This is a genomic window from Mesorhizobium sp. B2-7-1 (assembly GCF_006440735.1).
Taxonomy (GTDB): Bacteria; Pseudomonadota; Alphaproteobacteria; order Rhizobiales; family Rhizobiaceae; genus Mesorhizobium.
This window is the reverse complement of the sequence record NZ_VFUA01000019.1, coordinates 1-18,616: the sequence shown is the minus strand read 5'-3', so window position 1 is coordinate 18,616 and position 18,616 is coordinate 1. Positions and strand designations below refer to the sequence as shown.

Annotated in this window: 12 protein-coding genes; 4 read left to right on the top strand and 8 right to left on the bottom strand. The window is 65.2% G+C overall.

All coding sequences use genetic code 11. The features are described from left to right. Positions 1-2 precede the first annotated feature (2 nt). The 3 genes from FJ471_RS10355 to FJ471_RS10345 form a co-directional block, all read right to left on the bottom strand. The gene (locus FJ471_RS10355) at positions 3-1,352 is read right to left on the bottom strand and encodes an ABC transporter substrate-binding protein (protein ID WP_246684677.1); all 1,350 of its coding nucleotides are present in this window, start codon (positions 1,350-1,352) and stop codon (positions 3-5) included. A gap of 24 nt (positions 1,353-1,376) precedes the next feature. Continuing rightward, on the bottom strand, positions 1,377-2,477 hold the full coding sequence (locus FJ471_RS10350) for a class II histone deacetylase (protein ID WP_140803054.1): 1,101 nt from the start codon (positions 2,475-2,477) through the stop codon (positions 1,377-1,379). A 167-nt stretch (positions 2,478-2,644) separates the two neighbouring features. Beyond that, positions 2,645-5,380 (bottom strand): LuxR C-terminal-related transcriptional regulator, encoded by a 2,736-nt coding sequence (locus FJ471_RS10345; RefSeq protein ID WP_181179302.1) that lies wholly within the window; start codon positions 5,378-5,380, stop codon positions 2,645-2,647. Between the two features lie 289 nt (positions 5,381-5,669). On the opposite strand from FJ471_RS10345, the gene FJ471_RS10340 reads away from it, so the two are divergent. From FJ471_RS10340 to FJ471_RS10325, 3 genes are all read left to right on the top strand, one after another. Next, positions 5,670-8,219 carry a caspase family protein gene (locus FJ471_RS10340; protein WP_140803052.1) on the top strand — a complete coding sequence of 850 codons (2,550 nt, stop codon included), beginning with the start codon at positions 5,670-5,672 and terminating at the stop codon, positions 8,217-8,219. Positions 8,220-8,659: 440 nt separating this feature from the next. Next, on the top strand, positions 8,660-9,751 hold the full coding sequence (locus FJ471_RS10330) for an OmpA family protein (RefSeq protein ID WP_140803050.1): 1,092 nt from the start codon (positions 8,660-8,662) through the stop codon (positions 9,749-9,751). Between the two features lie 7 nt (positions 9,752-9,758). Next, positions 9,759-10,997 (top strand): caspase domain-containing protein, encoded by a 1,239-nt coding sequence (locus FJ471_RS10325; protein ID WP_246684676.1) that lies wholly within the window; start codon positions 9,759-9,761, stop codon positions 10,995-10,997. Between the two features lie 83 nt (positions 10,998-11,080). Here FJ471_RS10325 and FJ471_RS10320 read toward each other — a convergent pair whose 3' ends face one another. Then, a complete protein-coding gene (locus FJ471_RS10320; protein ID WP_224666498.1) occupies positions 11,081-11,641 on the bottom strand; it encodes a hypothetical protein in 561 nt (186 codons plus the stop codon). Between the two features lie 219 nt (positions 11,642-11,860). On the opposite strand from FJ471_RS10320, the gene FJ471_RS10315 reads away from it, so the two are divergent. Next, complete coding sequence (locus tag FJ471_RS10315; RefSeq protein ID WP_140803048.1) at positions 11,861-12,355, top strand: OmpA family protein; 495 nt, start codon at positions 11,861-11,863, stop codon at positions 12,353-12,355. Positions 12,356-12,414: 59 nt separating this feature from the next. Here FJ471_RS10315 and FJ471_RS10310 read toward each other — a convergent pair whose 3' ends face one another. The 4 genes from FJ471_RS10310 to FJ471_RS10295 all read right to left on the bottom strand — a co-directional run bounded on the left by FJ471_RS10310 (position 12,415) and on the right by FJ471_RS10295 (position 18,530). Further along, complete coding sequence (locus tag FJ471_RS10310) at positions 12,415-14,031, bottom strand: caspase family protein (protein ID WP_140803047.1); 1,617 nt, start codon at positions 14,029-14,031, stop codon at positions 12,415-12,417. A 226-nt stretch (positions 14,032-14,257) separates the two neighbouring features. Next, on the bottom strand, positions 14,258-16,696 hold the full coding sequence (locus tag FJ471_RS10305) for a M23 family metallopeptidase (RefSeq protein ID WP_140803046.1): 2,439 nt from the start codon (positions 16,694-16,696) through the stop codon (positions 14,258-14,260). Continuing rightward, positions 16,693-17,187: a DUF1036 domain-containing protein gene (locus FJ471_RS10300; RefSeq protein ID WP_181179297.1), complete on the bottom strand. Its 495-nt coding sequence runs from the start codon at positions 17,185-17,187 to the stop codon at positions 16,693-16,695. Before FJ471_RS10300 ends, FJ471_RS10305 begins: the two co-directional genes overlap by 4 nt. Before the next feature lie 11 nt (positions 17,188-17,198). Beyond that, positions 17,199-18,530, bottom strand: coding sequence for a hypothetical protein (locus FJ471_RS10295; protein ID WP_140803045.1), 1,332 nt, complete (start codon positions 18,528-18,530; stop codon positions 17,199-17,201). Between the last annotated feature and the right edge of the window lie 86 nt (positions 18,531-18,616).

The following is an 18,616-nucleotide window of genomic DNA, read 5'->3' as shown; positions in this document are numbered from 1 at the left end:
GGCTAGGCCTTGATCCATGGCGGCATCATGAATTTGGTCGTGCCGTACGGCGCCGGCGCGATCAGGCCGGGGCCCTTGGTGTAGTCCTGGATCTGCAGGAACTGGTGCGGCATACCGAGCGATGAATCGTTGACCTGGGTCGGATAGGTATAGGCGGCGTTCTCGAGCGGCATGAAACGGGTCGTGCCGGTGACGCCGCGCCATATCATCGAGCTCATCCGGGCCGCAACCTTGCGGTTCTGGTCGTTGTTGCCGGGCTCGCCCGTGCCGCCGGCAAGTGCGGCGGCGGTCGCCCAGACATAGGTGCCGTCATAGGGCTGCGCGCCGGAATTGTGGCCGGCGTTCGGGCCGAACTTTTCCTTGTAACGCTTCTCGAAGGCGGTGCCGATCTCGTCCTGCAGCGCGCCGATGACGGTCGCGTAGATGATGCCGTTGGCCGCCTGCTTGGCGATGTCGCGGAAGGCCGGGATCGACGGGCCGTATTGCATGTAGACCAGGCTCGGCGTCGGATTGGAGGCGAATTGCAGCGCGAACTGACCGAGATCGGCGGGCAGGAAGTGGGTGATGCAGATCACCGCCGGCGGATCTTGGCGGATCTTGGCCAGCGTCGGTCCCCATTCCGACGCGGGCACGCTGACGGTCTCGAACAGGCTGATGTCCCAGCCATAGCTCTTGGCCTGCTCCTTGACGGCGTTGGCGATGTTGGAGGCATAGACGCCGGCCGACAGGATCACCGCCATCTTGTTGTTCTTGCGCTTCCACTCGCCGTTCTCCTCCAGTCCCTGCAGGAACTTCAGGAAGCCGGGACCATACCAGTATTCGGCGGGATCGCCCTGGAAGGAGCCCCAGTAGCGGTCCGGGTTGGACTTCACCAGATTGTTGTGGCCGATCGTGGTGTCATAGTGGACGTAGACGATGCCGTTGTCGGCGGCGACCTCCTGGATGGCGGCGCCCGAGCCGATATTGTAGCCGTTGAGGATGGCGTGCACGCCATGCCTGTCGACGAGGCGCTGCGCCGCCTGCACGTTGGTGGCATCGCCCATCTGCGCGGTGTCCTCGAAGGACGGCTCCAGCGGCCGTCCGAGGATGCCGCCCAGCGCATTGATCTCCTCGCAGGCGAGCGTCAGCCCGTTCTTGAACTCGATGCCGTCAGGCGCGGCGAAGTCGGTGGTCGGGCCGCACTGGCCGACCGGGATCGGATCGCCTTCGGCGCGCGCCTCGTTGTTCATCGCAAGCAGCATGGCCGGCATGCCGGTCAGCGTCGCGGCGGTCGCAAGTCCGCCCTTGATCAGGAAATTGCGGCGCGAGCCGGCAATCACATTCGGCCTAGTGAGTTTCGAACTGCGCTTCATCTCGATTCCCCTTGTGAGTTTTTGTCAGTTTATGTTTTTGACCAGCTCGGCCGCCTGGTCGATGATCGCCGTCTGATGCGGCTGTGCCGACATTCCACCCCATTGTCCCATCAGTTGGTCCCACGGGTCCTCGACGCCCGTGCGGTGCCCGCAAAGCTCCTCGATCACGGCAAGGCCGCAATAGGGCACGTACATTTCGGAGTAGCCGCCCTCATGCGTCATCACCAGGCGCCCGCCGCACAGCTCGCGCGCCGCGTCGAGCAGCATGCGCGCCAGCCTGCGGTAGCCGCTGGAATTCATCAGCATGCGTCCCATCGGATCGACGCCGGAGGCGTCGAAGCCCGAGGGCACCACGATCAGCTCCGGCTTGAAGCGCGTCAGCGCCGGGATCACCACGCGTTCGAACGCCGCGGCATAGGCACCGGGACCGGAGCCCGGGGGCAGCGGGACGTTGATGTTGAAGCCCTTGCCCTTGCCCTCGCCATTTTCGGCGATCGCGCCGGAATTGGCCGGGAACAGATTGTCCTGATGCAGCGAGATCGAAAGCACGCTCGGATCGTCGTAGAAGATCGACTGCGTGCCGTTGCCGTGATGCACGTCCCAGTCGACGGTCGCGATCCGGGTCAGCCCATGCAGCTGCTGCGCATGCCGGATGGCGATGGCGGCGTTCGAGAACAGGCAGAAGCCCATGCCGACATCGGCGGTGGCGTGATGGCCCGGCGGGCGGATCAGCGCATAGGCGTTGTCGACCTGGCCCGTGATGACGGCTTCGATGGCCTTGATGGCGCCGCCGGCCGCCAGGAGAGCGATTTCATAGCTGCCGGCGCCGAGCGGCGTCAACGAGCTGGCGTCGCCATAGCCGCGGTCGCTGATCTCCCTGATCTTGGCGATATGCGCCGGCGTGTGGACCCGCGAAAGTTCCTCGACGGTGGCGCGTCGCGGCTTGATGGTGACCAGGTGGTCGAGGATGCCGCTCACTTCCAGGAGGTTGCGCAGGCGACGCTTGGTCTCGGGATTTTCGGCATGGGTGCCGGGCTGGACCGTCAGGCTCGGCGGGAAGACCTGGTTCCAGTTCCAGGTGTTGTGCCATAGATAAAGTTCGTGGAAAACGAAACCCGTCGCCATGCGGCTCCCACCCAGCGTATATCGACCGGATGATGGCCCGCTGCATGAGCGCTGTCCCGACACCTTCGGGTAATGGGTGGCTTTTTTGAACCCACCCATTCGGGTGGTCATCTTGTCGCTGCGCAATTCCGGACGGAAAACCGCTACGCACTTTTCCTGGAATTGCTCTAACCCGCCAATTGCCGCTCGGTGGTAGCGTCGAGCCCGATTTCCTTCAGCTTGAGGACGGCTTCCGTGCGGCTTGAGACGCCGAGCTTGCCGAAGATGTTCTTCAGGTGCCATTTCACCGTGTCGGGGGCCATGGACAGCGTCTCGGCCAACTGGCGGTTGGTGTAGGCGCGAAGCAGCAGGGCGGCGACATCGGTTTCCTTGCTGCTCAGCATTTGCTTCCTCGCGGCGATTGCAATCGGGCGCGCGCGTTCCGGCGCGGTCTTGCCCAACTCGCGCAGAAGCGCGTCGACAAAGGTCGCCGTGCTGGAATTGCGCGACCAGGCCGGAATTCGCGCCCGGGCGAATTCGAGCACCTCGCGCATCGGCAGGCCCTCGTCGATCAGCGAGCGCATGGCGTTCTGCGGGAGCGCCAGGGTGACGACGTCGACCGCCGCCGCCAGCGCCAGCAGCGTTTCGCCCGCGCTGTGCGCGGCGATCGCGACGAGCGCCCGCACCTGCATGAAGCCGCGCAGGCGGCCGTCACGGCGCATGCGTTCGGCGATACGGTCGAGCACGGCGATGGCCTTCGCCGGGTGGCCCTCGGCGATCAGCACGCGCGCGGCGCCGATATGGGCATATTCGTCGAGCGGATGGATCGGGGCGGGCCGGCTTTCGGCCGAAGGCTCGATGCCGCGCGAGCGCAGCGCCAGCCGTGCGGCGCGGACGTCGCCGCGCGACAACAGCAGCCGCACCCGCTCGTTCAGCGCGGCGGCCGTCAGCCGGCGGTAGCGCTTCTCGATCCCCAGCCGTTCGGCCCGTTCGAGGAAGACGATGGCCTCGTCGTGCCGACCATGCGCGGCCGAGAGCCGGGCCAGATGCAGCTTGCAGGCCATCTCGTGCACGACGAGCCCGCATTCCTCGATGATCTGCCGGTGCTGGTGCAGGATGCGTTCGGCACCCTGCAGGTCGTTCCATTCATAGGCGAGTTCGACATGGAAGATCGCCGTCATCGCCTCCGTGTAGGAACCGGACCCCAGGCGCTCGCGGGCCAGCCGGCAGGCGCGGTCGAGCAATTGGTGGGCTTCGGCGAGGTTGCCGGCGGAAATCTCGACCAACCCCAGCAGCAGGTCGCAATAGACGATGCCGAAGACGGAATTGGCGGCGGCATGATGGTCGCGCGCCGCGAGGCTGCGCAGGCGCGCGGCGTCCAGCTCGCCAAGCGAATAGTGGCTGAAGGCGCAGATATTGGCGAGCGTGCCGCGCGCGAAAGGCTCGCTCTCGGGAAAATCCGCAAGCCAGCGCGAGGCGACGCGGGTCGCGGTGCGGGAGCGGTCGGTGGCGCTGATGACGCCGGCCGTCAGCGTCTGCAGCTCGGCCTTGAGCGAGCGGGTGGTCGCGCGGTCGATCTCGCCGCGCTCGGAAAGCTGCCCGACAAGGGTTTTGGCCTGTTTGAGGATGCGGACCGCCTGGCGCGGCCGGCTCATATGGAACTGCGCCCAGACACGCGCCAGGAGCAGGCGAGGGCGGGCGGCGATGAGATCTGGGGGCAGCTGGTTCAGCCACTCGGTGAGCTTGGGGATGTGACCCTGCATGGTGAGCGGCATGGCGCATTCCTCGACCAGGCGCGCCGCATGGTCGGCATCGCCGCTGGCGAGCGCGTGGTCGACAGCGTCGGAGATATGGCCCCGGGCCGCCAGCCAGGCGGCGGCGGCGCGATGCAGGTCCCTGCGGGCTTCCGGCGCCCAGGCGTCCAGCCTATTGCGGAGGAATTCGGAGAACAGGTGATGATAGCGGAACCATTGGCCGGACGAATCGAGCGCGATCAGGAAAAGGTTCGAGTGCTCGATGGTCGCCAGCGCCGCGGCGCAGTCCCGTCCCGGACAGACCGCCTCTACGAGGCCCAGGCAGAAGCGGTCGAGGATCGAGGTCCTGAGCAGGAAATCCTGGATCTCGGGCGCCTGCCGGGCGAGCACGTCGTGGGTCAGGAACATAGCCACGTCGCGCTGGCTGCCGGAAAATTCGGCGATGAAGGCTTCTCGCGATCCCTCATGCGCCAACGCCAAGGCGGCAAGCTGCAGGCCGGCCGGCCAGCCTTCGGTCTTGTGGTGAAGCGCCACCACGGCCGAGACGGCGAGGTCGAGGCCGCAGACATTGGCAAGATAATCCTCGGTCTCCTCGAGCGAAAAGCGCAGGTCGCTGTCGCCGAGGCTGACGACATGCCCCTTCATCTTCATATGGGCGAGCTCGAGCGGCAGCTCGCCTCGGGTCGCGAGCACGATGCGCAAGGCCGGCGGCGCATAAGCGACCAGCATGTTGATGCAGGCGGCGATCTCGCCGGAGACGATCAGATGGGCGTCGTCGAGAACGAGGTAGATCGGCGCGGCGCGGCGCGACAGCTGGTTGATGATGGCGGTGAGGATGGAATCGACCGGCGTCACCGGGCTGGAGTCGATCAGCGATTCCGCATTGCCGGCAATGTCGGGGTCGACGCGGTGGAACGCGGCGGCGAGATATTTGAGGAAGCGGGCGAGATCATTGTCCAGCCGGTCGATCGACAGCCAGGCGACCTGGGCGATGCCGCCGGATATGCCGGCCGCCCATTGCGAGAGCAGGGTCGATTTCCCGAAACCGGCGGGCGACGTCACCACCGTCAGCTTGCCCGCGGTCGCGGCATCCAGGGTGCGCAGCAGCCGCGGCCTCTGAACCAGGGCATCGCGCAAATAAGGCGGCTGGAGCTTCGTCTCTATCAGCATATGGTTCCCGGTTGCTGCTTTCGGCGCCTTTAATAAACGCGCAGTGCGGCGCGGAGGCAATGGTCGGGCTGGGAGCCCGCCAATGGCCGCGATCCGGTTCGTTGTTGGGGATCCGTTGCGGTGTCGAAGTCTCTGCGGTAATCTCAGCCGGATTGGACGATACGCATGCATCCTGTCGTTAGTGCAAGGGTTCCATCCTGTCTGGGCGGATTGTGAACTCTTTAACAGACCTCCGCGTCGCAAGCTGCGTTCTTGTGGCCGACAGGTCATAGCGGTTAGGGATTTTGCCATGCTGCGACGCTGCGCGCTGATTGCAGCCTTGATCCTCGTGGGCCTCACGACGGTGCAGGCGCGCGCCGATCGAAGGGTTGCCCTTGTCATCGGCAATTCCGAATACCGTGAAATCCCGGCGCTCAAGAACCCCGACAAGGATGCGGAGGACGTGTCGAGCACCTTCCGGCTGGCCGGCTTCGATGTGTTCGTCGCCAAGGACCTGACCAAGCTCCAGTTCGAGAAGGAGTTCCGCAACTATCTCGCGGCGGCGGACGGCGCCGATCTGGCGGTCGTCTACTATTCCGGTCACGGCTTTCAGATCGGCGGCGAGAATTTCCTGATCCCGGTCGATGCGTCGCTCAAGGCCGCGGCGGACATCGAGGTCCAGGCGGTCAAGCTCGACGACGTCCTGCAGCAATTACGCGCCAAATCGAAGATCCAGGTGATCATCCTCGACGCCTGCCGCAACAACCCGTTCCCGCGCAAGGATTATTGGCTGCGCGACCAGTTGATCGCGGCCGGCGGCACCGGCCTTGCGCAGGTGAAAAGTTCGTTGAACACGCTGATAGCCTTCGCCACGGAGCCGGGTGCGGTTGCCTATGACGGCTCCGGCGATCTCAGCCCGTTTTCATCCGCCTTCTCCCGCCGCGCGCTGGCGCCGAACCAGGAGATACGCTCGGTGATGGCCGCCGTGCGCCGCGACGTGGTCGAGGCCACCAAGGGTGCGCAGGTTCCGTGGGAGAACTCATCGCTGATCGACGAGGTGGTGCTGATGCGTCGCGCCAGCCGGCCGGCTTTGCCGCCGGTGCTGGAAAAAACCGTGCCGTCGGGCGTCGGACCAGTCGCGCTCGACCTGCCGGTGCCGGTCGATGTCGACGGCGGCGCCGTCACCATCAGCATCGAAAGGCCGCCGGCGCTGGGGCGCCTGACCCTGGACGGCAAGCCGGTCGCGACGGGCGAGCCGATAGAGGGCAAGGATCTGCCACGGCTCGCGATGGACGTGCCGAAGGGGGCCGACGCCGAGGACCAGGTCGATATGCTGGCCTACACCACGCATGACGAATGGGGCGGCGGCTCGCAGGGCATACTGGTGTTCCGGGTCAAGAACGGCGAGGGCGCCGCGGGCAAGCAGCTCGTCGCCTCGCTGGAGTCCGAGCAGAAGCAGGAGGTGGTGGAGCGTGGCATCCATATCGCCGGCGCCGCCGAGGCGATCGAGAACCGCGACCTCAAGGTTCCCGTCGGTGTCGGCCCCGTGCCGCTGAAGCTGGATTTCCCGACCAAGGACCCGGCCGTAAGCGTGAAGCTTGCGAGCTATCCGGCAACCGGGACACTGTCGCTGCCGGATCGAACCCTGTCGCCGCAATCGAGCCTGATGGCCGATGAAGTCGACAAACTGCGTTACGAACCCCAGATAGGCACGGTCCAGCCATTGATAGTCGGCGTCGAAATCAGGGCCGACAACACGCCGTCAAAGCCGGCGACGATGAAGCTGTCGCCAAGCGTCGACCCCTGCGACACGCAGGCAGGCGAACCTTTGGACCTTCAGGGTGTCGTCCCCGGCCTGTTGCCGAACGAGATCGCCGCCGGCGCGGTGGAGGCCTGCCGGGCGGCGGTGAAGGCCTATCCCGATGTCGCGCGCTTCCACTACGAGCTCGGGCGCGCGCTGCTGGCGGCCGGCAAGGTCGAGGAAGCCAAGAAAGCGATCGAGGCGGCCGCCGACAAGGGACATGTCCGCGCGGTGTTCGAGCTCGGCTACCTCAACGCCACCGGCACGGGCATGCCCGCCAACCGCAAGCAGGCCAACACTTTCTATGCCGCGGCGTCCGAGAAGGGCGACCCCTATGGCATGACCTCATGGGGCCGGGCCTTGTTCAACGGCTACGGCGTCGACCGCGATACCGGCAAGGGGCTTGACCTGCTGCTCAAGGCGGCGGCGATGGGCCATACCTATGCCATGAACGATCTTGCCGCGATCTTCACGGAAGGTCGTAACGGCGTGCCTGCCGATCCGGTGCGCGCCGTGGCCTTCCTCAAGGCGGGCGTCGAGCGGCAGGACATGTATTCGATGAACCTGCTCGGCCGCAACTACCTCGTCGGCACAGGGGTCGAGAAGGACCCCAAGACCGCGCTCTCGCTGTTCCAGAAGTCGATGGATCTCGGCCAGCCCTATGCCCCCGGCAGCCTTGCACGCATGTACCGAGATGGGGTTGGCGTGCAGCAGGATTTGGCTGAAGCGCAAAAGCTGTTCGAGCTGGCGACCGACCGCGGCGATCAGTCGGCTGCGTATGATCGCGCGGCGCTGGAGATGCAAAGAGGCGACAAGGCCGATCAGGCCGTGGCCGCGCGCTATCTCGCTTTCGCGGCGGCGCTCGATCTACGCAATGAGATTCCGGACGCAAAGGCGACGCTGGCGAAATTCGGGGCGAAGGCAAAGACTGCGGCTCTGAAACAGATGCGTGGGGAACTCAAATCGAAGATTTCGGCGGACGGCTCGTTGGACGATCAGCTGGTCAAGACGGCCAGGGCGGTCTGGGAACAAGCCAATCCGCGCCGGGACTTGTTCTGATCACAAGGAGGCAATGTGGTGGGCTGGGCATCGAAACACGCAATCGTCGCAACCATCCTATCGGGTGTTCTCGCGGTCGCCGGGTGTACGACCGTGACGCCCAGGATCGAGTCGGCTCCAACGGCGAAGCACAGGACGAAGGTCGTTCGCACGACGACCGCGCCAAAAGTCGTCCAACGCAAGAAGGTCACCGCCAAGACACAGATCACTCCCGTTCAGACCGAAACCGCGCCGGTCATTGCGCCATTGGGCGGAGGAGGCGGCAGCGGAGGTAACGGGGGCAGCGGCGGAGGCGGAGGCGGCGGTTGGGGATGAGCACTCGCTAGCTGCGGCGGGTCATTTATCGAGCCCGCCGTAATCGCTCGCCAAGCAGGGCCAAGTGCTCTATGCTCCCGCCACGTGCCGGTATCGAGATCGGGTTGTCCTGGCGGGGGCGTTCCATGTTCGAAGTCGTTGCATTGTGGCAAAAAGCGCGGACTAGGGCCGCGGCTTTTGGCTTTGTCGTTGGCACGCTTCTGGTCTTCTGGTCGCAGGCAGCCAGCGCCGCGCCCAATTGGACGCTCGACCCGTCCGCCTCGGTATTCACCTACCAGTCGGTCAAGAAGAACACGATCGTCGAGACCAACAAGATCAGGAACATCACCGGATCGTTGAGTTCAGCAGGCGATGCGAAGATCAGCTTCGACCTCAATTCCGTCGACACCGGCGTCGACTTGCGCAATGTCCGCATGCGCTTCCTGTTCTTCGAGACATTCACCTATCCCACGGCCGAGGTGACGGCGAAGGTGGACCCCGCCGCGTTCGCCGACCTGCCGACCAAGCGCCGGGTGAAGACGACCTTGCCGTTCCATCTCAGCCTGCATGGCGTCAGCAAGGATTTGGAGGCTAGCGTCGTCGTCACCATGATCAGCGATACCCAGGTTTCCGTCGCTTCGGAGGCGCCCGTCGCCGTCCATGTCGAGGATTTCGGCCTTCTGCCCAACATCGACAAGCTGCAGCAGGCCGCAAATGTCACCAACATCGTGCCGACCGCTTCAGTGTCGTTCGATTTCGTCTTCAACGCCGATGGCGGCAAGCCGGCCGCCGTGCAGGCCGTTGCGACCTCGACTGCCGAGGTCGGTCCTGTCACAACCGATGCGGCGAAGGCCAATTTCAGCGACGAGGAGTGCCTCGACAGGTTTGCTGTGCTCTCGCGCACCGGCGCCATCTATTTCCGACAGGCGAGCGCCAGGCTGGACACCAAGAGCCGCCCGTTGCTGGCGGAGGTCGAGGGCGTCGTCGGCAAATGCCCGACACTCAAGGTCGAGGTCTCAGGCTACACCGATTCCGACGGATCGCCCGAGGCGAACAAGACGCTTTCCGAACGGCGCGCCCAGGCGGTCGCCGACGCGCTGGTGGCCGACGGCGTCCCGCGCACCCAGATCAGCTCCGCCGGCTATGGCGAGGACAAGCCGGTCGCCGCCAACGATACGCCCAAGAACAAGGCGCTGAACCGGCGGATCGAATTCTCCGCAAGCAAGCTCGCCAACTGAGGTGGCGGTGAGTTTCGCCCCGACCGCCTTTTTCGGTGGCATGCTTCGCGCCGCGGTATTCACGGCGCTTGCGCTGCTTTTGACGTTGACGGCCGCGAGCGCCGAGCGGCGGGTCGCGCTGATCCTCGGCAATTCGCAATATCAGCACGCGGCGCCGCTCGCCAATCCGGCACGGGATGCGCAGGCCATGGCCGAGCGGCTCAAGGACCTCGGCTTCGAGGTGGTCTCCGGCTTCGACCTCACCAAGCAGCAGACGCAGGTTACGGTCGCGCAGTTCGCCAAGCAGGTGCGCGGTGCCGACATCGCGCTTTTCTTCTATGCCGGCCATGGCCTGCAGGTCTCCGGCAAGAACTATCTGCTTCCGGTCGACGCCGCGCTCGAGGACGAGACGTCGCTCGATTTTGAAGCCGTCTCCGTCGATTTCGTCCTGCGCCAGATGTCGCGCGAGACCAGCATAAGGCTCGTTTTCCTAGATGCGTGCCGGGACAATCCGCTTGCGGACGTGCTGGCAAAGAGCGCGGGCATAAAAGGCGCAAGCAGCGGCCTTGCCGAGATTCCGATCGAGAATGGCGGCGCCGGCACGCTGGTCGCCTTTGCCGCCAGCCCGAACCAGCTAGCCTATGACGGGTCGGGCGACCACTCGCCTTTCACCACGGCGCTGCTCCAGCATATCGGCGAATCCAACGTCTCCATCACCGAAGCGATGAACAGGGTGACCAGCGACGTCTTCAAGACGACCGCTGGCAAGCAGCGCCCCTGGATCAACGTCTCGCTGACCACCGAGGTGGTGCTGCACAAGGTCGACCTCAACGCGCCGCTGATCGTCGGCGACGCGAGCGCGCCGCAGGCCGAAGCGGGTTCCGAGACGCGCAACACCGGCGCGGCGTCCGGCCAGGCCGACGACCAGCTTGCCCTCAATGCGCTGCGCGAAAAGATCCCGAAGCTCGCGACGGACGGGCCGATCCTTTTCGATCGCCCGGTCAAGTTCGGCGACCCGGCGATCGACGGCAAGAGCATAGCCCAGTTGATCAAGAGCGAACCGCTTTTCAGCCCGGTCGAAGGCCTCGACAAGTCGGTCTGGCAAGGCAAACACTGCGACGGCTGTCACGAGTGGAACGAGACGCGCCTTTGCGAGCAGGCGAAGAATTTCGCCGCCAACGACGTTTCCGTGCTGCGCCTGCAGCATCCGCTCGGCACCCGCTTCAAGGTCGCTTTGGCCAGATGGGCGCAAGGCGGCTGCAAATGATCCTGGATTAGAGCATCCCGAGAGAGTGGGAAGCGGCTTCCTATTTGGAATTGCGGCTTTCAGAGGCTTGTCCGGCGCAAGCCCTAATACGCGTCGACCGATTGCCGCTGCGCTTCCATCTCCACGATCTGGATGCCCATCTCGACGAAGGCGGAAAGCACGCCAAAGCGGTCGGCGGTCGAGACGCGCGCCAGCCCCGCCAGAATCCCGGCGTTGACGGCGTGAGCGGCGGGAAATCCGGTCGAAAGCATGTCGAAGGCCGGGTCACGCCACGCCGCGGACAGAGCGATCCATGCAGCCGGCGTTGCGGGCGAGGGATCGACGGCACTGGCGAGCGCCGCTCGATGGCGAGGATTGCCGGGCTCGCCCACCCAGTCATTGACGAGCGCCAGCAGTTCGAGATCCCTTTCGGCAAGGAGCTCGGCGAGATTGCTCAGGCATTCATGCCCCCACCAGACCGCGGCGCGCTCGGGCAGGAGGTAGGCGCAGAACGTGACGGCTTCCTCCGGCACGCGTCCGGCGAGCAAAGCACGGCAGAATTCCAGCGGGGGTTGGGCGGCGGCCAGCGATTTCATGTCCCGGGCAATCGCGGGACAGGCAAGAAACAGATCTCTCGCCGTTCTGTATCCGAGTTCATTGGCCATGGCTGCCACACCCCGAGCACCGGCACAAATAGCACTGAAACCCGCGGCTGAACGCCGGTCAATCCTTAACCTTTAGCAGGCGGCGGCCATTGGCAACGTGCGCTTGTTCACAGACAATCGTTTCGAGATTTGATATAGTCCGCGCCAGCGAAAACCCGCTCAGGTCAAACAGGAGTGACGGTCATGCGGTGGGGCAGCTCAGCCTTGGCATTGGCGGCCGTGCTTTTTTCAACGCACGTCTACGCCGATCCGCTTCAGAAATCGGAAGACATCGTAAAATTCTTCGCCGGCCAAAATCTTGGCGCCTCACGCGGCATCTGCGTCGGCACCGAGGAAGAGTGCAAGAGCAAGGCCGAGAAGAACGAGGCCCCCCAGAAGGCCGGCCTCGACATGATGATCAACTTCGCCCTGGATTCGGCCCAGCTCGACCAGACCGCGCGCTCGGAACTGGACGAGTTCGCCAAGGCGCTGAAGGACAATAGGCTGAGCACGTTCAGCTTCGTCGTAGAGGGCCACACCGATGCGACCGGCACGGATCGCTACAACCAGGACCTGTCGCAGCGAAGGGCGCAATCGGTGGCTGCCTTCCTCGAAGCCAACGGCGTTGTATCGGCGCGGCTCGAAGCGATCGGCCTCGGCAAGTCGCACCCCCGCGTCTCCAATCCCTACGACCCGGTCAATCGCCGGGTGGAAATGCGGATCAGGACGGAATAGGCCGCCGGCGCCGAACCGTCGATGGGAGTCCTGCAGACAGGCCGGGCTCCCATCCACAATCAGTTCTTGAGAGCGCCGCCCACCGCAATGCCGGTGCCGAAGATCAATGCCTTGGTCAGGAAGTCGTTGTTGTCTCTCGGGGGTGGAGCGTCTTCGCGAACCACGGTCTCGCTGTTGCGCCTGCGCTGAACGACCTGCGTCTGTTTCCGGCGCGGCTTTTGCTGCGCCACCGGCTTCAGCGTGCGGGTCTTCTGCACGACCTGTTTCTTGGGTGGCGCGGTGCGCGCCTGGTCGGCGGCGTTCTTGGTGCGCACGGCATCCATCATCGGGTCGGTCTGGGCCACCAGCAACGCCAGCTGTTCGCGGGTCAGATAGGTGGTTGACGGCAGGCCGTTCTTGTCTTGCCAGATGCCGATCGCCTGGCGCGTCCGCGGGCCGATATTGCCGTCGACCTGGCCGAGCTCGTTGCCCAGCGCTTCGACGCGCAATTGCAGGTCGATACGGCTGTCGCGGTCGAGCCCGATGGCGCTTTCCGTGAGCTCGGTGCCTTGCGTCTTTCTCATCTCGTCGGTGATGCCGACCGAAGTGCGAACGGCCGAGCCTGGATTGGCATTTGCATCGTCCGCGCCGAGCGCCGCGACCTGCTTGCCCGCGGCCGGATCCTTCAACTGGTCGGTGTTGAGCTTCGCCACCGTGGCGAAACGGCCGTTCGGGAACTGGTCGAGATAGGCCTCGTAATAGGGTATGGCGTTCTTTTTCGAAGCCTCGTCCCAAAGCCGCTGCTCGACCTCCCAGGATGGCGCCTCGCTGGCCACGGGGGCAGGCGACGCCGTCGCCTGGGCTCCGTCGGCCGGCGTCGCGGCGGGCGAGGCTGTTTGTGCCAATGGCTTGCCGAGGAACACCTCGCGCCCCAGCGAGGCATTGTGCCACGGCCGCTGCCTCCCTTGAGTGGCTTCCGTCACCTCGCCGCGCACCCGCGTCAACGCGCTCTGGATCTCGACGCCCGGTTCGGTCAGGTGCTTGGCCAATGCCAGCGAATAGGGGCTATCGACGCCATTGCCGTCGAAAGCGATGGCGCCGGGGTCGGTCGCATAGGCGATCAGGACGCCGCCCGTGCCCATACCGTCGGCCTTTGCATCGACCGGCGCCAGGCCGGCACCGAGCGAGCGGCTCTTCGGCAGCGCGGCGGCCAGCGTGCGTGCCAGCGGATTGTCGCGGCAGGCGTCGAGGATGATGATGCCGACAGCTGGATCGGCCGGCAGCGCCGCCATGAACTCGTCGATCTGGACCGTGCGGGTCTTGAGATAGGCCGGCGATGTCAGCTCGGCATCGATCGGGATGAGGTAGTTCTTGCCGTCGACCTGCATGCCGTGCCCGGCATAGAAGATGACGGCGAGGTCGGCATTGTAGGACTCCTCGGTGAACTTGCTGATCAGGCCGTGCATGCCCGCATTGTCCTGGTCGACGCCTTCGATCACCTCGAAGCCGGCATTGCGCAGCGTGGACGCGATGAGGTGGGCATCGTTGGCTGGGTTGGGCAAAGTGACGGCATTGACATATTTGCTGTTGCCGACGACCAGCGCGACACGCTTGCTGTCGGGCGTGGCGGCCTCGGCGCCGAACGCGGCATGGAAAAGCAGGATCAACCCGCCCAAAAGGATGGCGAACGCCTTCATGGATCAACCCTCCGCCCCTCGGGGCGCGTTATCGATGTCTGCGCATGCTGAATTTCGTAAGCGACAGCGTCGCTTCTGCCAAAATCGTGTCTTGGGTGTCTGTGATCTCGACCACAGATTTGGTTCACGAGAGGCCCGAATTTCCTCCGTGAACATCCGCTAATATACCAGTCGCCGGCCTGAAAACCAATCGGCTCATCCAAAAACGCAGGGTTTGGTGAACCGGCTAACCGGGCTCGAGCGTGTCCTGGATGGAGCCTATCAGCGTGGTGATCGCCTGCTTGTATTTTTCGAATTCCGGCGACGTCTGCCGGACTTCGGTGGTTGTCGTCGTCGGCTGGTCCTGATCGGTCGTCACGCGCGGCGCTTTCTGTCCCATCTTCCGCTCGGCCCAGTCGACGACGTAGCTCGCGGTCTTGCCGGTCAGGAACGGATTGGCCTGGATCACCGCCGATCCCAGAACCGCGCTCAGCTGCGACGAACCCGGCGCCGCCAGCACCTGATGCGCGCCTTCCATGCCGAGGAAATGGCAAAGATAGAGGCGGCCGGCGGTAATCTGGTGGCCGCGGGCTCGCAGATAGGCTTCACCTTCGCGCGCGAGGTTGCGCACCATTTCGCGCGACAGTGTCGCGTCGTAGCGAAGCGCCAGCAGGTCGGCGGTCGATAGCGAGCGGGCAAGGTCGGGCCGATAGGTGTTCATCATCCGGATCCAGGTCTTGGAGATGAACTGGCCGGCGCCGGTTGCCGAGGAAAGCGGGTTCTTGGCGCGGGAGCTGCCGCCGCTTTCGACATGCACGATCCGGTCGGTCAGCGTCTCGACCGCGGCGTCGCCGGAGCCGCCGGAACTGACGGCAACGGCCGTGGCCACCGTGGTGACCGTCCCCAGCGGATCGATCGCCTCGCCATTCTGGTAGAGCTCGAAATGCAGATGCGGGCCGGTCGAAAGCCCCGTGGTGCCGATATAGCCGATGACGTCGCCGGCCTTCACCTTGGTGCCGACGCCGCTGGCGATGGCGAATTTCTGCATATGCGCGTAACGCGTCTCGCGGCCGTTGGCATGCGTGATCTTCACCAGATTGCCGTAGCTGCCGCCATCGCCCTGGAACGAGATTTCGCCGTCGAAGGCGGCCATCACCGGCGTGCCGACCGGCGCCGCCCAGTCGACGCCCTTGTGGATCCGGACCGTGCCCAGGATCGGATGCTTGCGCGGGCCGAAGGTCGAGGTCATCACCCCGGCGACCGGCGTGACCATGCCGTTGGTGACGCTCAGCGAGCGGACCTGGTCGTCGCCGGTCACACAGGCGTACTGGCCGTCGCTCTGCTGGAAGACGAAACAGTCGAGGCTCTTGTCCGTGCCCTGGACGCCGACATAGAGCACACGCCCGGAAATCTCGCCCTGGCCGCGCGGCGTCTGCGAATAGATCAGCACCAGGCGCTGGTCCTCGCTGGCGAAGGCGTCGAGGTCTTGCCCTCGCGACAGATACATGATCGCCTCGCCGATGACGCTGGTCGGCACCTTGTTGCGCGCCGCCGTCGAATAGATCGCGTCGAGCAGGCGGTACTGACGCTTCGGCCCGCCCTGGTCGGAGGCACCGGAGTAGTTGAACAGGTCCTCGCGCACCCAGGGGTCGACGCCCGACACGAAGGCTCCGGCCGCATTGCGCGTCAGCGTGCCGACATAGACGTTCCTCGCATAGACGGAGACCTGCATCAGCGACATGGTCGTCGTCTCGCGGTTCGGCCGGAACCCGCGCATGGCCACGACGAAGCCGGCCTCCAGCCCGTCGCGGTTGAACAGCGCCTTCAGCGCCTCGCCCGCGAGCTTCGCGTCGTCGGCGGAGAAATGCGCGTCGAGCGCCACGCTGTCCAGGCTGCGGTCGTTCAGGATCTTCACGAAAGTGTCCTCGGTCGCCTCGAAGCGTTGATATTCGCTGATGACGGTCGCAACGGTCGTGTTGTTCTCGATCGCGGTTTTCTTGAAAGCCGGGAGTGCTGCTTCGCCCTGGTCGATGGTCTCGCCCCATCCGGCCTCGGGGTCGTCGGCGTCGGCCTTGGGCGCCGAGCCGGCGTCGCTCTCGTCCGGCGCCGCCTGCAGGTCGTTTTCCAGATCGCCTTGCGGATCGCCCTGTTGGTCGTTCGGCGCCGCGGCCGGAGCGGCCGGCGCCGGTTGCTGGTCCTCGGGCGTTGCCGAAGGCTTGGGGGCGGCCTGGCGCTGCGCCTGGAAGAAGGCGAAATCCTCCTGTGTCGACGGGATCGTCGTCATGAACTTTTCGCTGGCGCTCAGCATCACGTCGGAGAGGATTTCGATCTGCGGCGAAGCCCCCGAACTGTCGAGTTCTGCCGGGCGCGCGACGGTCTTGCCCTTGGTCGCGGTGTCGGCATCGGGCGCCAGCGTGATCCACATCGGATCGCCGGCGAGATCGATGATCGCCGGCACATAGACTGAGGCGTCGGGCGGCATGTCTTCCATGCCCTCGACCGGATGCAGCTCTTCATCCTCGTCGCCGAACGACCAGTAGTCCCTGGTCAGGTAGAAGCCGGTGGCCAGAGCGACGACGGCGAGCGCGGCAAGGCCGGCAAGAGCCCGGCGCCAGAGCTTGCGCCGGCGATCTGCCAGGCGCGCCTGCTTCTTTGCCTTGAAGCTCGTGTCGATCGAGTGCGTCACGGGCTGTTTCCGGTCAGGAAATAGGTCCAGCGCACCTGCTCAAGCGTGTCGACCTCGACGAAGCGCGCCGCGATATGGCCGCGCTGCCAGCACTCTTCGATGCCGCGGATCGAGAAGCGCCGCCGGTCGACGCACATCTCGGTCGATCCGTTGAGGATCGCGTGGCCGAAGACGTCCGTCGCGTAGAGATAGATGTAGCGGTTGGTCAGCTCCTCGCGGATGACGTTGACGCACTGGTTGGCGCCGATCGTCCACCAGCCGTCCGTCTGGTCGGCATTGTCGACCTTCTGTCCGACCGCGAGATTGACGACGTCGAGCGTCTGGTTGCAGACGGTGAATTCGGCATGCGCCTTGCCGGGCGAAAGGATCGAGAGCAGCGCCGCGCCAAGCAGCGCTGCGAGCGTCATGCGGCCCGGTAACGGCAATCGGAGCCGGCTACGCTGCTTGCGTGGCGAGGACTGGCAAAAGGAACGCGAGCGGCAAGAATCCATCGGCGTTCATGCTATCCGCCAAGCCGGAAATAGGTGGCCGTGGCGGAAAACTGCGACCCGTCGGCCTCGATCTCCTCGAGGATCCTGGGCAAAAGCTCCGAGGCCGGCGTCGGCCTGGAGAACATCGCTGCCTGGATGTCCTTCGGCCCGGTGATCACCAGCATGATCTGCGGCACGGCCTTGCCGGCCGCCTTGTCCGCGGCGGCGAGGCCGATCGGGATGTTGAAGGTTACCTTGTCGGTCTGCGGCACCATGCGGTCGTCGAGGTTGAAGGCGACGCCCTTGTGGTCGATCAGCATGATGTTCGAAACGAGCCCGCCGCCCGTATACAGCGCGCCGCTGACCGGCGAGCCGTCCGGGATCGATGTCCGGTCCAGCACAAGCTGCGGCTTCGCGGCCGAGCTACGGTCGAGGAAGCGAAGGAAAGTGGGCACGCCGCACTGGGACAGGGCGATGAGGCGCACGCTGATGTCCGGCTCGATATGAAACCGCGTCTGGAAATCGTTGAGCAATTGCTCGAAGGGCTGGACCGCCGTTCCGTATCCCTCGATCGTCGGGGCGGCTCCGGGTCCCGATGTCACGTTCGCGTAGAAGCAATTGCCGCCGCTGAAATTGCGCACCCAGGAGCGCTGGTCGTTCCACTTGGCCGTGTCTTCTTCCAGTGACGGAAGCGCCGGCTTCGGCACATTGATGGCGACGTCGGTGTCGGGCTGCTTGGCCGCCGGTGTCTGCGCTTGTTGCGTTGGTTGTGCCGGCGCGGTCGGCGTTTCCGGCTGGCTGGCTGTCGGGGTCTGCGCCTTCGGCTCGGCCGGTGGTGGGGTCGGCTGCGTCGATGCCTGGCTTTGCGAAGCCGGGGGCGAGGAAGCCGTCGGCTTGGGCAGCTTGGACAGCATGTCCACGAGGTCTTTTACGCCCGGCTTGACCGCTGGCGGATTTGCCTCCTGCGTCGGCTTGTTCTCAGCAGCCTGGCTCGGTTCCGGCGTCTTGACCGCCGGCTCGCTTGGCGGCGTCTGGCTTTCGGCGGCCGTTGGTGCGGGAGCCGGCGCGGGCGTCGGCGACTGTTGGGCCGGAGGTTGCACGGGTTTGGTCTCGACCTCAGGCGTCTGGCTTTTGGCCTCGCTCTCCGGCTGGGTGGCTGGCGGCGTCGGCTGCTCGACGGGCGTCTTGGCCTCCGCATCGGGTTGGGCGGATGGCTTCGCGCTGTCAGGCTTCGGCGCCTCCGGTTGCTGTGCTTCCGCCACTGGTTTGGTGGTTTCGGCGATCGGCTTCGGTGTCAGCGGCTTGGATGTTTCCGTCACCGGCGCGGGCGCCAGAACGCCGCTGAAATAGAGGCCGCCTGACACCGAAGCCGATCGCCGAAACCACCAAACCAGTGGCGGAAGCACAGCAACCGGAGGCGACGAAGCCTGACAGCGCGAAGCCATCCGCC